Genomic DNA, 15,018 nt, shown 5'->3' with positions numbered 1-15,018 from the left:
ATGTTTTATTTTTATGATTAATATTGATATTTTCACTAGATTTATTGAATTATTATCAATTGGTATGAAAAAGAAATTATTAAATAAAAAAATCTGTGCATTAGTATTAAGCGGAGCGGGCACTATGGGATATGCTCAGGAAACTGTAAAACAAAACAATATTGATGAAGTAGTGGTTACTACGGGTAGAACTAAGCCCAGAACCATCATTACCTCAGCAAATCCTATTGATAATATTTCAGCAGTACAATTAAAATCCACAGGACAGGTTACTTTTGATAAAGCCCTCACTTATGCTGTACCCTCTTTTAATTCATCACAGCAAACTGTTTCTGATGCAACGGCTCACTTTGATCCGGCAGATTTAAGAGGACTGGGGCCTTCCAGAACCTTAGTTTTGGTTAATGGTAAAAGAAAAAATCAAAGTGCTTTAATTTATGTAAATGATACACCGGGAAAAGGTGAGGTAGGTACGGATCTGAAAAGTATTCCATCTGCCGCATTACAGAATGTAGAGGTATTGAGAGATGGGGCATCTGCACAATATGGTTCTGATGCTATTGCAGGGGTAATCAATATTATTCTTAAAAACAGTGTTGGAAAAAGCACAGTCAACCTTTTTTCAGGGATTACTTCAAAAGGAGACGGCTTTAATATCGGAGCAGATTTTAATACAGGAATCCGGGTTGCAAAAAACGGAAGCCTGAACCTTACATTGGGCTATTCTTCCCAAAATAGAACTAACCGTGCAGGTTCTGTTACAAAAGATGATCTTTTTGGTGTAGATAATGCCTGGACGCAGGCTAATCCTGGTTTAGGGATGATTATAGGACAGCCTGAGACGAAAGTTGCCAATATGTTTGTCAATTTTGAATTGCCAACAGGTGAAACGGGCAAGTTTTATGCTTTTGGAGGAACAACGTATAGAAATGGAACCAGCTATGCCTTGTATAGAACACCTTATTGGGTACCTTCAGATTTTGGTTTATTAACTCCACAGGGACAACCCTATAACGGATTTCAACCGCAATTTAAAACAGATGTATATGATTATAATTTAACCTCCGGATGGAAAGGCATGTTTGGAAAATGGAATTTTGACGGGAGTGCGACCTTTGGCTCTAATGCCGTAGATTATGCTGTAGCAAATACCATTAATACATCTTTGGGAGCCAATTCACCAACCCGTTTTAGAGCAGGAGGGCATCAGTTTAGTAATATCATAGGAAACATAGACATCAACCGAAGTTTTGGTACGTTTGTGTTAGGAGCTGGTGTTGAAGTTCGTAATGAAAACTATAAAGCAAGAGCAGGAGAGGAAGCCTCTTATATAGGAACTGGTGCAGAATCATTTCCAGGGCTGCAGCCTCAAAATGAAGTCAATAAAAACCGTCAGAATATCGGAGCTTATGTGAATGCTGAATGGGATGTTACGAAAAACCTGTTAATTGGAGGAACGGTGAGGTATGAAAACTTCAGTGACTTCGGCAATAATGTTTCCTGGAAAGGAAATGCAAGATATAAGCTGCTAGATGATAAATTGGTTTTCCGTGGATCTGTTTCTACAGGATTCCGTGCACCTTCATTACACCAGATTTATTATTCCAATGTTCAAACCAAAATTACAGGGAATACGGTAGCTAATCAGGGTACTTTTAATAATGACTCTCAAATTGTAAGATCAGATCTTGGGGTACCAAAATTAAATGCTGAAAAAGCTTTTAACATTACTGGAGGATTTGCCGTAAAACCTTTTAAAAACCTGACGATTACAGCAGATTATTATAGAATAAAAATTAAAGACAGAGTACTTTTCTCAGGAGATATTGGATACAAAACCGGAGCTCCGGGGAGTCCGGATCTAACAAACCCTGTGGAAGTAATATTAGATAATAATAAAATAACCTCTTTGAAGTTTTTTACCAATGCTGTAAATACCGTTACTCAGGGGGTAGATTTTGTGGCTAATTATAATACTTCTGCTATTGGCAAAGGAAGATTGGGAATTATTGCTGCATTCAATTATAATGAAACAAAAATAGTAGATAATATTGCTGTTCCTCCTATTTTGGCTGAAAATGGGTATTCAGAAAACTTTTTTGACAGAAAAGAACAATCCAGAATTACCACAGCAAGACCAAAAACAAAAACTATTCTTAGTCTTTCGTATGATATTTCAAAGTTTAATTTTAACTTTAATAATACTTACTTTGGTTCTGTTACATGGCAGCACGCCACTGATCCTTCCAAAGATCAGACATTTTCTGGTAAAGTAATTACCGACTTAGTGGTAACATATAAAATCACGAAAGACCTTAAAGTATCCGGAGTCGTAAATAATTTATTTAATGTTTATCCGGATGTAATAGAAAGCAAAGGAGATGTAGTAACAGATCTTGGAGGAAGGTTCAAATATCCTTGGGAGGTCAATCAGTTTGGATTTAACGGGACCGTTTTTCAGCTGAATGTTAATTATACATTTTAACCTGTAAATAAAAGGAATGAGCATTTGCTTTATCATATGTAACAAATAGGAAGCAATTTTAAAAGATATAAAAACTATCTATGTAAATATTACCTGACATTAAGAATTAATGTCAGGTATTTTTTTCGGATAGAACAGAAAGTTATTACTACATTTTACTTTTCAAATTGTACAAAAAAAGGTATTTTAGTAGTATGAAAATTTATACAAAAACAGGAGATAAAGGTCAGACTGCATTGTACGGCGGAACAAGGGTTTCTAAAGCGAGCGCAAGAGTAGACAGTTATGGAAATATAGACGAGTTGAATTCATTCATCGGGATTGCAAAAAGCCATATCGAAGATGAAGAAGTGTTGAGACAACTGAAGAAAATACAGTTCGATTTATTTACCGTAGGTTCAGAAGCTGCAACCCCAGTGGATAAGTTGATGCTTGCCAACGGAAAATCACGTCTTCCGATCATTATTTCAGAAACAGAAATTGAAGAGCTGGAACAATGGATGGATGCCTTTGATGAAAAGCTGGAACCGCTTCAGTATTTTATTCTGCCTGGCGGAGGAAAACCGGCTACTTTTTTACACGCAGCAAGAACCATCTGCAGAAGAGCAGAACGTTCATTGGTATTTTTGAATGAATCAGAAGAAGTGCGCCCCGAATTGATTAAATATTTAAACAGGCTTTCAGATTATCTTTTTGTATTGGCCAGATATATTTCAAAACTGAATAACGAACCGGAAGAATACTGGAACCCGAATGAGAGATAAAGCATTACTTTTCATTAACGGAGATGCTCCAAAATCATTACCCAATCCTGATAATTATGGTTTAATTGCCTGTACAGACGGTGCTTTTCATTATTTAAAAAAAATGGGATTTCCTCTGGATAAGCTGGATTTTATTTCCGGTGATTTTGATTCTCACTCCGGATCAGATGAAGATATGTATGAGGGAAAATTTATCCTTACACTGGATCAGGAAAAAACAGATTTTCATAAAGCATTGGAAATTATTCAGGAAAGAGGATTTTCAGACATTGATGTTCTGGGAGGAAGCGGAGGTGAACAGGATCATTTTCTGGGAAACCTTACTGTTGCGTATGCATTTAAAGAGCAGATGAACATTACATTTTATGATGAGTTTTCTGAATATTATTTTATTCCCAATCATTTTACACTGAAAGAAGTAAAAAACAGAATGATTTCTCTTTATCCGTTTCCATCAGCAAATCATATTACAACAAAAGGACTCAATTGGCCTTTGACCAATGAAAACCTAAGTATTACCTCCAGAATTGGAACCCGGAATTTCGCCATTGATGATGAAATTACCGTGGAATATGAATCTGGAGCTGTTTTATTATTTGTAGGAATAGCGGAGATAGAATATCCGGCAATCTACTAAACATTAAAATATCATCCTTTCCATAGAAGAGACTGTCTCAAAAGTCAAACAATCTGGCTTTTGTCATTCTGACGAAGGAAGAATCTCAGTGATAACCAAACATATGAGATTCTTCACTACATTTCATTTTGTTCAGAATGACACTTTGAGACAGCCCGTTTTAAACAAAAACAATAAAATCAATTGGCTTTAGCCAAAACTTATTAAAAATATTGAATAAACTAATCAAAATATCAGTTTTCACCATTTCATTATGTTGTTTTTTCTCATGCAAAACACAGCATTTTGAAACACCCGAGTATGGAAAAAATGAAACTGAAAAAGTAATTCAAATAAAAAAAGTAACGAATTTCCGAACTGTCGGAAATATCAAAAATGTAGAGGGAAGAACCTTAAAAGAAGGAAAGTTCTACCGAAGTGCCCATCTTCATAAGCTTAAAAATAAATCTTTTGACGAATTTGAAAAACTGGGGATCAAAGAAATTATTGATCTTAGAAATTCAAAAGAAATTGCCGAAAAACCGGACCAGTTACCTTCAGAAATGAGTTATAAAAAATATTCAGCGTTTGAGGATGAGGGAGATCAGCTGGCTCAGGCCAAAAAACTGGTTCTTAAAGGTAAAGTAAATGCTTCAGATGCTGATAAAAGAATGATCGACTTCTACCGCGAATATGTTACAGAAAATCCGGAAACAATAAAGAGGATTATTACAGAAATTCTGGAATCCAAAGATCCGATTCTTTATCACTGTACTGCAGGAAAAGACAGAACGGGAATTACCACGGCATTAATTCTTACGATCCTGAAATTTGATAAGGAGACTATTTATAATGAATATCTTTTATCTAATAATTACAGAAAAGACCTCGTTCAGAAAAGACTCCATCTTGCCAATAATCTGCATTTCCTCTATCCAAAGATGGATTTGAAGGTACTTGAAAAGCTAAGCTGGGTAGAAAAAAGATATCTTGATGCCGCTTTTGAGGAGATCAATAAAAAATATGGGTCTGCAGATGCTTATATTAAGCAGGTATTGGGGATCTCAGATGCCAAAAGAAACGAGTATATTCAAAAGTTTACGTATTGATTATCAGAGATAAATTTTTGTACGATTTAATATTGCCTTTTAAATTAAAATTATAATAATTTTAACACCTAAAAATGAAACTTTTTTAGCAATTTTGCATTTCTTAATTCACTTGTTTAGAAATGAAAATAAAGTACTCGGAACTTATTGATCAGACATTGTATTTCCCTACAGAGGAATTTAATGTTTCTGAGAACAATTTGTTGTTTCACGATGTTCCATTGATGGACGTTGTAGAGCAATTTGGCACTCCGCTAAAGATTAGCTATTTGCCGAGAATTTCTCAAAATATTCAGAAAGCTAAAAGCTGGTTTAAAGAAGCTTTTGAAAAAATTGAATATAAAAAGAATTATACCTACTGTTACTGTACAAAATCCAGTCATTTCAATTTCGTATTGGAAGAAGCCCTGAAGAATGATATTTCGATAGAAACATCGTCTGCTTATGATATGGATATTGTAAAATCTCTTTATGAAAAAGAGAAAGTAGATAAAAATATTGAAGTCATCTGTAATGGCTTTAAGACCGATGATTATCTGGCAAAGATTTCAGATATGATCAACAGCGGTTTTGAAAATATTACTCCGATTCTTGATAACTACAGAGAATTGGATAAGCTTACGGAAAGCATCGATTCTACCTTTAATATCGGAATCAGAATTGCATCAGAGGAAGAACCTAAGTTCGAATTCTACACCTCAAGATTAGGAATCGGATATAAAGATATTATTCCTTATTACAGCCAGAAGATTGCTGAACACCCGAATGCAAGACTGAAAATGCTTCACTTCTTCATTAATACCGGGATTAAAGATACTTCATACTACTGGAACGAATTGTACAAATGTCTTCGTGTATATGCACGTTTGAAGAAAATTGCTCCTGAAGTGGATTCTCTGAACATTGGAGGAGGTTTTCCAATCAAAACTTCTTTAAACTTTGATTACGACTATCAGTATATGGTAGAAGAAATCGTTTCTCAGATCAAGAAATTCTGCGAAGAGGAAGGAGTGGAAGAACCTAATATCTATACGGAGTTCGGAAGCTTTACTGTAGGAGAAAGTGGGGCGAACCTTTACAAAATCATTTCTCAGAAACGTCAGAACGACAGAGAAAAATGGAATATGATTGATTCTTCTTTCATGACCACTCTTCCTGATACATGGGCAATCTCAAGACACTTTATCATGCTTCCGCTTAACCGTTGGGAAGATACCTATGAAAGAGTTTTTCTTGGAGGATTAACTTGTGATTCAGACGATTATTATAACTCGGAACAGCATACCAACGCGATTTATTTGCCTGTTTTCAGTGATACAAAACCTTTGTATATCGGATTCTTCCACACTGGAGCTTATCAGGAAACCATCGGAGGTTATGGCGGAGTACACCACTGCCTGATGCCTCAGCCGAGACACGTTCTGATTCAAAAGGATGAAAACGGTGAATTGCAATACGAAATTTTCCGTGAAAAACAGGAGCCGGAAGACATCCTGAAAATTCTTGGTTATAAATAAAAGTCATTGCGAGGAACGAATGTGACGAAGCAATCTAACCTTAATAATCTTAACCACTAAATAAAACTTAATGTTTTAAAATTTAACCATTAAGTTTTTGATTAAGAATTAAGTAAAGTTAAAAGTCTTCACCTCGTTCAGATGACAAAGTATATACAAAACAAAAGCTCTCAGATTTTTCTGAGAGCTTTTTATTTAAAAATATTTTGAAATCTTATCCAGTTCCAATTCTTCATAATCAGAAATTACAGTATCCGCTAACGTGTAATCCTGATTTTTAGAATGTGGACTTCTATAAGCAGCACAGAAGATTTTGGCTCTGTGAGCTGCCAGAATTCCGTTGGTAGAATCTTCAATCACCATGCAGTTTTCAACAGGTTCTCCCGACATTTCGGCAGCCAGTAAGAAAACTTCAGGATGAGGTTTTGATTCTTTTAAATCTGCACCGCTGATCTTTCCGCTGAAATATTGCTCCAATCCGAATTTTTCAAAGACCATATTAATCGTTACCATAGTAGCAGAAGAAGCCAAAATAAGCTTTATTCCGTTTTCATAATAATGTTCAATCAGCTGTCTTACGCCCGGAATTAAATCAAATTCATCATCATTGTAAAAATAATCTTTGAAATGAGATCTTTTGATCCCTGCAATGGCTTCATAAGTCTGATTCAAATTAAATTCTTTAATCAATGTTTCAGAAACTCTTTTGGTAGAAGCTCCGGTGAAAGAAGTGTATAAATCTTCGGAAACAGCAATTTCCAGTTCATCAAACGTTTTGAAATAAGCTTTTCTATGCAAGGGTTCTGTATCTACAATTACCCCATCCATATCAAAAAGGACAGCTTTTAAAGGCATATAATGAGTTTTGTACAAAAATAACCATTTGAGTTGAGAGTGAAAAGGGAAGGTGATAGATAATAGGTGGCAGGTAGCAGATAATAGGTAGTAAGGGGTGAGTCTGTAACTCATAAACTCTCTAAGACTCTTACGCTCCAACTCGTAAACTCTTCGTATCTTTGTAGCCAATATTTCAATTTTAAAACATTAAAATTTTTAAATAAAGCATGAGAACATACGCAGGAATTCCCGAGGAAAACGCAACGTTAGAGAATTCGAAAGTAATGTTGGTAACCGTTCCTTACGATGGAACTTCAACATGGGGTAAAGGAGCTGATAAAGGCCCGGAATTATTCTTAAACGCTTCTGAAAACATGGAGCTTTATGATATTGAAACTCAAACAGAACCTTATCTACAGGGAGTTTACTTAGCTGGTGAAGTTTCTGAGAATTCTACTCCGGAAGCAATGACGGAAGCCGTTTATCAGAAAACAAAAGAACTTTTGAACAATGATGGTAAATTATTCACTCTTTTTGGTGGAGAGCACTCTGTTTCTATTGGTTCTATCCGTGCAGTAGGAGAGAAATTTGAAAACCTTACGGTTCTTCAGCTTGATGCTCACACAGATTTACGTCCAGATTTCCACGGTTCTACTTCCAACCATGCGTGTGCAGTTTTTGAAGCCAATCAGAAGCATAATTTAGTACAGGTGGGAATCCGTTCTATGGATGTAGAAGAAGTGGAATATTTACCGGAAGGAAGAGTATTCTTTGCTCACGAAATTGCAAACAACGAAAACTGGATCAATGATGTATTGGAGAAAGTATCAGGAAATGTTTATATCACTATTGATTTAGATGCTTTTGATCCTTCTATTGCACCTTCTACAGGAACGCCTGAGCCAGGTGGATTACAATGGTATCCAACGTTGGAATTATTAAGAAAAGTATTTGAAAAATGTAATGTAGTAGCATTTGACATTGTAGAATTAATGGATTCTCCAATGGCTAAGCCAACGGCTTTCCTTTCTGCTAAGCTATATTACAAAATGCTTGCTTACTACGATATTTATAACAACAACTAATATTCCGCAAGAATCGGATTTTTTCTGCCGTATATTCTTAGGAAATTTGTGAGGTAAAATAATAATAAAATGTCCACACAAAGTCAGATAGATTATAACAGAATTGCTAAGGCGATAGAGTATATCCAGAGCAATTTCAGGCTTCAGCCAAGTTTGGAGGAAGTGGCAGAGAATATTCATTTGAGTCCGGCCCATTTTCAGAAAATCTTTACAGATTGGGCAGGAACAAGTCCGAAAAAGTTTTTGCAGTTCATCAGTCTTGAACATGCTAAAAATTTATTGAAGGAAGAAAAAGCAAGTTTGTTTGATGCTGCATATGAGACAGGATTTTCAAGTACCAGCAGGCTTCATGATCTGTTTGTAAAGATTGAAGGAATGTCTCCGGCAGAATATAAAAACGGAGGAAAAAGCCTCAATATTCATTACAGTTTTTCTGAGAGTCCTTTCGGGAATCTGTTAGTAGCTTCTACAGAAAAAGGAATCTGCTATATGGCTTTTGAAGACGATAAAGAAAAAGCATTTGGGGAACTGAAACAAAAGTTCCCTAATGCTTCTTTTATTGAGCAGCAAGACATCCTTCAAAAGAATGCACTGTCCATATTCGATAAAGACTGGACAAAACTCAATACGATAAAATTACACTTAAAAGGAACCGATTTTCAGCTTAAAGTTTGGGAAAGCCTGTTGACCATTCCGATGGGAAAGCTGTCTACATATGGCAATCTCGCTGAAAAAATTGGAAATCCTAAAGCATCCAGAGCAGTCGGAACAGCTATTGGAAGTAATCCTGTGGCATTTCTTATTCCATGTCACCGTGTGATTCAGTCTACAGGACATCTTGGCGGCTACCGCTGGGGAAGTGAAAGAAAACAGCTGATTGTGGGCTGGGAAGGTTCACATATTTACTCCTGAAATAAAACATATCTGATCAGTTTTGGTTAAAGTCCATTTCTATTGATGTGAAAATTCGTGTAATTTGTGAAAAACATTGGTGTAATTTGTGTTTGAATAAAAGTCATAAATACATTTTACATTGTACTTTTTACAGTAATAAAACATTTAATTAGAAGGTTATGATGAGTCTCTTCGAAGAAATATCCGATTATCCCCTTAATATCCTTCCGAACGACGGGACCGTTCATTATTATGGAAAGGTTTTTTCAAAAGAAAAATCAGATTTTTACTATGATTATCTGCTGAACCAGATTCCATGGGAAAACGATGAGGCATTAATCTTTGGAAAACTGATTTTGACTAAAAGAAAAGTAGCCTGGTTTGGAGAAAAAGCTTTTGAATATACCTATTCAAAAAGAACAAAATATGCTAAATTCTGGACTCCGGAATTATTGGAACTGAAGAAAAAATGTGAAGAAGTTTCTGGTGAAACTTACAATTCATGCCTTCTAAATCTATACCACGACGGAAGCGAAGGTATGGCTTACCACAGCGATGGTGAAACAGATCTGAAAAAGTATGGAGCCATTGCTTCTCTAACTTTTGGAGCAGAAAGAAAGTTTTTATTTAAACATAAAACCACTAAGGAGAAAGCAGAAGTATTCCTGGAAAACGGAAGCTTATTGATTATGAAAGGAACTACTCAAGACAACTGGCTTCACAGACTTCCTCCCACCACAAAAGTGAAAACTCCCAGAGTAAACCTGACCTTTAGAACCATTGAGGAATAAAGAAATCATCCGGCTTTAGCCAAAACCTAAAAATATACTTCAAATCCTCAAAAACAAAAAGCTGTTCAAACGAACAGCTTTTTCAATTTATTTTAAAACTTCAGCTTCTATAGAGCTGTCATCATAAACTCTAATAAATGCTTTGGTGTAATCCTCCTTGTTGGCATAATTCGGATTATCCATAAACTTCTGCGGATTGATTGCGAAAAGCGGAAACCAAGTACTGCTGATCTGAATCTGGATTTTATGTCCTTTTTTGAATGTGTGAACTACATCCTGAAGTCTGAAGTTAACAGCCGTTTTCTGGTTCGGAACCAAGGCTTCTCCCTTTTCTTTTGTATTTCTGAATCTTGCAGGCATTATCTCACTTCTTACCATCTGGTGGTAGTTGCCATAGATCACTCCATCTTTCTTTTCTGCAGGTTTGAAATCTTCAGGGTAAACGTCAATTAATTTTACAGCAAAATCTGCATCTGTAGAAGAGGATGCTATATTCAGTTTAGCCATGATCTCTCCTGCAAATGTAATGTCGTCAGTCAGTGCATCCGTAGTGAAAGTTAATACATCAGGTCTTCCGACAGCAAATCTCTGGTCCTCCGACATATAATTTTTTGGAGTAAAACCGTTAAAATCTTTTAAATGATCTGAACTTAAAACAGGATTGTTAGGATCACTGTAATATTCAGAATAGCCTTGTCCGGATGATTTTTTTAAAGTTTTATCAGCTAAATAGAAATTCACTTTCTGTGAATTTTTAGGGGGATAAGAAGCAAACTCTTTCCATTCTTTAGTTCCGGTGTCATACATCAGTGCTTCAGGAAGTCCTGCATCTTCCTTTGTGTTGCCTTTCAGATAGTGGTTGAAGAATCTGGTTTCAATATTTTTCTGATAATAGGTTGCAATACTGTCCCCAAAATAGGTTTCACTGTGGAAATGCTTCCCTTGCTCCTGAGACCAGCCGCCATGAGAGAAAGGCCCCATTACAATGGTGTTTTTAGCCTTAGGACTTGTTTTTTCAATGGTTTTATAAATATTTAAAGGTCCTGAAAGATCTTCTGCATCAAACCATCCGCCAACAGTCATTACTGCATGGTTGATATTCTTCAGATGAGGAAGGAGACCTCTTTTCTGCCAGAATTCATCGTAATTGGGATGATTCATAATTTCCGTCATGAAGAAATTATTTTTGTAGTATTTTTCATATCCATCTTTCAGAGTGCCCATATCTCTGTAGAACTTTAATCCGTCTTCAGAAGTCTGTTTGATGAAGGAATCCATATACCATGCCTGTTTTTCCGGTTGTGTTTTCTGAACTCCGAAAACCGGGAACGTCCTGAAATATCCCAGCATAAATCTTCCGTTGTGAAGAAAATCATCATTCCAGAAATCAGAAATTGGTGCCTGAGGTGAAGAGGCTACCAAAGCAGGATGTTGTGACAACGTTCCTACAGCAGTATAAAATCCAGGATAAGAGGTTCCGAACTGACCTGCTTTACCATTATTATCCTTGATATTTTTCAAAAGCCATTCTATGGTATCATAAGTATCTGTACTTTCATCAACATCTTTTTTGGTTTTATGCTCTACCTGCGGAGTCATATTGGTAAATGTACCTTCACTCATATATCTTCCGCGCACATCCTGATACACGAAAATATACTTGTCTTTCATAAGATAGATGTTGGGACCTACCTTTGTTTTATATTCATTCTCTCCGTAGGGCGCAATACTGTAGCAGGTTCTCTGCATCAGGAACGGATATTTGTTCTTGTTAGATATATCTTTTGGGATATACACCGCAGTGAACAGCTTCACTCCATCACGCATGGGAATATAAAATTCTTTCTTGGTGAAGTTGTCTTTAACGAAAGTGTCTTTCTGTTCCGTCTTCTGCGCTTTACCAAGAATGAAAAAAAGAATACATAATACTGAAATATGGATTTTCATAAAAAAAATTTACCGCTAATTTAAAAATAAAAACAAGTTTATGCATACATCTTCTTTTAAAAAGGTTATTGTTATTAGTATTTATTGGGTGATGATATTTCGTGGGGAACCACCCCGTCAAAAATTCTTTGAATTTTCGCCACCCCTCCGAGGGAGGGGAATTTTGCACCTTCAGTTGTAGTGGTATTGAAGTTTGGGATATTCATAGAAATAGCCGGAAGAATCCGGCCATTATCAAAAATATATATAAAAGTATGGTGTTGCTTTATTGCGCTTTTTACCTGCAAATTTATTAAGTTTCATACTGATGGAGAACATGATGTATCTTTTCAGGATGAGGTCTTCACGGTCTTCGAAGTAAGAATCTGTGATGGTTCTTCTTACACTTTGATTTTGGTTTAATACATCATAGATTTTCACTTTTGCTGTAAACTGTTTTTTATAAAATGAATATCCAAGGCTGGTATTCCAGAAATAAAAGTCCTTTTTAAAGCCCGGAGCAATATTCGAGTTGGTATTGTATTCAAAATCATTTCCCAATACGAAGTTGCCTTTAAATAGATAATTGGTGAGTTCAAGTTTCAATGACTGATTCGCTGTATTTACCCTGTTGATATTATAATTGGTATAGTTGGAGAAACTGTATCCAAGTCTGTAAGAAGGCCTGATGGTCATCTTATCCTTGATTTCATACGTCAGGTTAATACCCGGATTAAGATTATATGAATTGCTGGTGAAAGCCTGCCCATCAATGAAACCATTGTTATAAGCATAATTCATATTGAATCTCGGGCTGATGGTCAGTTTATTGTTTTTCCATTTCAGAATTTTGCTTAATCCTGCGCCTGCATTGATGCTTTTATTTCCACTTACGTTATCGTAGGTTACAATTTGCTTTCCTGCATTATCATATTTTGTAAAATTAATGATATCATTGTTCCTGTAGGTAAAACCAATATTGATGTAGTAGCTGAGATCTTTTACTTTGTTATAATTGCTGAAATAAAGAGAAAGATTGTTTGACCATGTATTTTTCAAATCAGGATTTCCCTGATAGGTAGCCAAAGGATTAGACTCATCCTTATATGGTGTAAGCTGCTCAGCGGTTGGGATAGTGAAGTTGGCGTAGTTGTAAATACTCAGGTTTTTTCCTTCGCCAAGCTGATAGTAAAGGTTTACATTATATTCAGGCAGGGCAAAATTTTTCTGAAGGTCATACTGCTGCCCATTAAAGATAGAATTTACTTTCATATCCGAAATATCAAGCTTTACAGAAGCCCAGAAGTTCAACTTGTTTTTGTTGATCTGATAGGTAAGTTCAGGCGAAATTTGATTGATTCTCTGTCTCATATTGTTGGATAAAAGCTGGTTGTATTTGGTGTAATCACCTGTCGTATTATCAAAATCATTTACATTCCTTAAATCTCTGGCAGATCTTGTTTCATATTTTACTTCAAAACTGACGCTGGATGAATCGGAAATGGGTTCCGTATATCCTGCATTGAAATTAAACGTATTATTCTGATTTTTATTTTTGGCCAACTGATCCCTGTTGTCAACAGTAATGCCGCTTTGCTGGTAAAAGGTATTCTGAGACTGGTTCAGATTATCTCTTTTAGATTCTGATATTGAGCTTGTTATATTAGCTGAAACGGAACGTCCTTTTTTCTTGAATTTTCTTGAAAAATACAGGTAAGGATTAAATGAATTGCTTTCCGAATCATTACTTGAATAAGCATTACTTTCATTTAGAAGGCTGCCATTTCTTAAAGAAGAAGATTTAGAATTATTAAAGCTAAAGCTGCTGTTTTTAGAAAATCTTGGGGAAAGATAAATGCTTGTCATAGAATCCAGCTTTATTTTGACTGAAGTATCAACGTTGTATTGTTTGGATTCATTTTCTCCATTGCTTTCAGAATTGGTCTGAAGCGTATAATCTGGTAGAAGGGTAGATCTTGAAACTTTAGATCTGGATTCCGTATTAGAGTCAGTATGCATAAGGCTGAAAGAATCCAGGTCAGCATCTTTTCCAAACTTATCACTATAATTAAGGCCGATGGTTGTAGACCTTTGGATTCCCTTTGTTCCGCCTCCCTGGTTGTAATATGTCACATTTCCTACCGTAGAGACAGATCCTCCCTGCATCATCCAGGCATTTCGGCCGTTCCCCATGCTGTCAAAAACCTCATCCCGTGAGAACCCCTGTGAATTGATATTATTGGAAGAAGCCAAAAGACTAATTTTTGTATCCCCTTTAAAATAACTGGCTAATCCGCTTGTTTCATACCGTTTGTCTGAACCGTAGCCTACCGTAAGTCTTGTCAGTAATCCTTTATTTTTCTTTTCGTCAATATTAAAGTTGATGGTTGTATTCTGAGATTTTGGTGCTTTTCCGCTTAATTCTTCTTCCTTTGTTTTAGTGGTAGTAAACTGAATATTTTTGATGATATCTGCCGGTAAGTTCTGAAGGGCAATTTTACCATCTTTATCAAAGAAAGGCTTTCCGTTGATCATAATCTGATCCACTTCTTTTCCGTTGACCGTAATTTTTCCATCATTATTAATCTCTACCCCAGGGATCTGCTTCAGAAGTTCCTCAATTTTACTGTCGGGACGTACTTTTATTGAAGCTGCGTTGAATTCAATAGTATCTTTTTTAATTTTTACTGGAGATGCTTTGATTTTTACCTCATCAATATTGTTGACGATATTCTGTTTCTCAAGCTGAATATCTCCCAAAGACTGGGATTGATCTATTTTCTCAAATTTTTTTGAATAAGAAGACAATTTATCAGCATCAATTTTAAGAATGGAAGGTTCTTTTAAATCATCTATCTTCAGCGAGAATTTCCCTTCCTTATTAGTAGCAGTATAATTGATAATGGATGAATCTTTTTGTTTCAAAAGATAAACGGTGGCATTTTCTATCGCTTTTTTTCAGGATCCGAAATTTTTCCGTCAATGTGTAGTTTT

At 35.7% G+C, this 15,018-nt stretch carries 11 protein-coding genes; 8 read left to right on the top strand and 3 right to left on the bottom strand.

Going from position 1 to position 15,018, the window contains the following annotated elements; translation table 11 throughout:
* The first annotated feature begins 64 nt into the window (after nucleotides 1-64).
* The 5 genes from CLU97_RS15335 (at nucleotide 65) to CLU97_RS15315 (ending at nucleotide 6,491) form a co-directional block, all read left to right on the top strand.
* Complete coding sequence (locus tag CLU97_RS15335) at nucleotides 65-2,485, top strand: TonB-dependent receptor plug domain-containing protein (RefSeq protein ID WP_121488710.1); 2,421 nt, start codon at nucleotides 65-67, stop codon at nucleotides 2,483-2,485.
* A 194-nt stretch (nucleotides 2,486-2,679) separates the two neighbouring features.
* Nucleotides 2,680-3,249 carry a cob(I)yrinic acid a,c-diamide adenosyltransferase gene (locus CLU97_RS15330; protein WP_041461407.1) on the top strand — a complete coding sequence of 190 codons (570 nt, stop codon included), beginning with the start codon at nucleotides 2,680-2,682 and terminating at the stop codon, nucleotides 3,247-3,249.
* Nucleotides 3,239-3,886, top strand: a complete 648-nt coding sequence (locus CLU97_RS15325; RefSeq protein WP_121488709.1) for a thiamine diphosphokinase — start codon at nucleotides 3,239-3,241, stop codon at nucleotides 3,884-3,886. The genes CLU97_RS15330 and CLU97_RS15325 overlap by 11 nt, the downstream gene beginning before the upstream one ends.
* Before the next feature lie 212 nt (nucleotides 3,887-4,098).
* The gene (locus CLU97_RS15320) at nucleotides 4,099-4,974 is read left to right on the top strand and encodes a tyrosine-protein phosphatase (RefSeq protein ID WP_121488708.1); all 876 of its coding nucleotides are present in this window, start codon (nucleotides 4,099-4,101) and stop codon (nucleotides 4,972-4,974) included.
* Between the two features lie 122 nt (nucleotides 4,975-5,096).
* Complete coding sequence (locus CLU97_RS15315) at nucleotides 5,097-6,491, top strand: arginine decarboxylase (protein WP_121488707.1); 1,395 nt, start codon at nucleotides 5,097-5,099, stop codon at nucleotides 6,489-6,491.
* 195 nt (nucleotides 6,492-6,686) lie between these two features.
* Here the strand turns inward: CLU97_RS15315 and CLU97_RS15310 are convergent, their stop codons facing one another.
* Nucleotides 6,687-7,346, bottom strand: a complete 660-nt coding sequence (locus CLU97_RS15310; RefSeq protein ID WP_121488706.1) for an HAD family hydrolase — start codon at nucleotides 7,344-7,346, stop codon at nucleotides 6,687-6,689.
* A gap of 209 nt (nucleotides 7,347-7,555) precedes the next feature.
* Between CLU97_RS15310 and speB the strand changes: the two genes are divergently transcribed.
* From speB to CLU97_RS15295, 3 genes are all read left to right on the top strand, one after another.
* A complete protein-coding gene (gene speB / locus CLU97_RS15305; RefSeq protein WP_121488705.1) occupies nucleotides 7,556-8,413 on the top strand; it encodes an agmatinase in 858 nt (285 codons plus the stop codon).
* A 69-nt stretch (nucleotides 8,414-8,482) separates the two neighbouring features.
* Nucleotides 8,483-9,325, top strand: coding sequence for a bifunctional helix-turn-helix domain-containing protein/methylated-DNA--[protein]-cysteine S-methyltransferase (locus CLU97_RS15300; RefSeq protein ID WP_121488704.1), 843 nt, complete (start codon nucleotides 8,483-8,485; stop codon nucleotides 9,323-9,325).
* A 164-nt stretch (nucleotides 9,326-9,489) separates the two neighbouring features.
* A complete protein-coding gene (locus CLU97_RS15295) occupies nucleotides 9,490-10,098 on the top strand; it encodes an alpha-ketoglutarate-dependent dioxygenase AlkB family protein (RefSeq protein ID WP_121489761.1) in 609 nt (202 codons plus the stop codon).
* A gap of 87 nt (nucleotides 10,099-10,185) precedes the next feature.
* Here the strand turns inward: CLU97_RS15295 and CLU97_RS15290 are convergent, their stop codons facing one another.
* Together CLU97_RS15290 and CLU97_RS15285 are read right to left on the bottom strand one after the other, a co-directional pair.
* Nucleotides 10,186-12,045 (bottom strand): CocE/NonD family hydrolase, encoded by a 1,860-nt coding sequence (locus CLU97_RS15290; RefSeq protein ID WP_121488703.1) that lies wholly within the window; start codon nucleotides 12,043-12,045, stop codon nucleotides 10,186-10,188.
* 234 nt (nucleotides 12,046-12,279) lie between these two features.
* A complete protein-coding gene (locus tag CLU97_RS15285) occupies nucleotides 12,280-14,949 on the bottom strand; it encodes an outer membrane beta-barrel protein (RefSeq protein ID WP_228437731.1) in 2,670 nt (889 codons plus the stop codon).
* Between the last annotated feature and the right edge of the window lie 69 nt (nucleotides 14,950-15,018).

Source organism: Chryseobacterium sp. 7, from assembly GCF_003663845.1.
GTDB lineage: Bacteria > Bacteroidota > Bacteroidia > Flavobacteriales > Weeksellaceae > Chryseobacterium.
The sequence above is the reverse complement of the archived record's forward strand: the minus strand, read 5'-3'. Positions and strand labels throughout refer to the sequence as shown.

Excerpts from the sequence above, each read along its gene's own strand:
- CLU97_RS15335 (WP_121488710.1), top strand. The coding sequence starts at position 65 with ATGAAAAAGAAATTATTAAATAAAAAAATCTGTGCATTAGTATTAAGC.
- CLU97_RS15295 (WP_121489761.1), top strand. The coding sequence starts at position 9,490 with ATGAGTCTCTTCGAAGAAATATCCGATTATCCCCTTAATATCCTTCCG.
- CLU97_RS15330 (WP_041461407.1), top strand. The coding sequence starts at position 2,680 with ATGAAAATTTATACAAAAACAGGAGATAAAGGTCAGACTGCATTGTAC.
- CLU97_RS15300 (WP_121488704.1), top strand. The coding sequence starts at position 8,483 with ATGTCCACACAAAGTCAGATAGATTATAACAGAATTGCTAAGGCGATA.
- CLU97_RS15310 (WP_121488706.1), bottom strand. The coding sequence starts at position 7,346 with ATGCCTTTAAAAGCTGTCCTTTTTGATATGGATGGGGTAATTGTAGAT.
- CLU97_RS15325 (WP_121488709.1), top strand. The coding sequence starts at position 3,239 with ATGAGAGATAAAGCATTACTTTTCATTAACGGAGATGCTCCAAAATCA.
- CLU97_RS15290 (WP_121488703.1), bottom strand. The coding sequence starts at position 12,045 with ATGAAAATCCATATTTCAGTATTATGTATTCTTTTTTTCATTCTTGGT.
- CLU97_RS15315 (WP_121488707.1), top strand. The coding sequence starts at position 5,097 with ATGAAAATAAAGTACTCGGAACTTATTGATCAGACATTGTATTTCCCT.
- speB (WP_121488705.1), top strand. The coding sequence starts at position 7,556 with ATGAGAACATACGCAGGAATTCCCGAGGAAAACGCAACGTTAGAGAAT.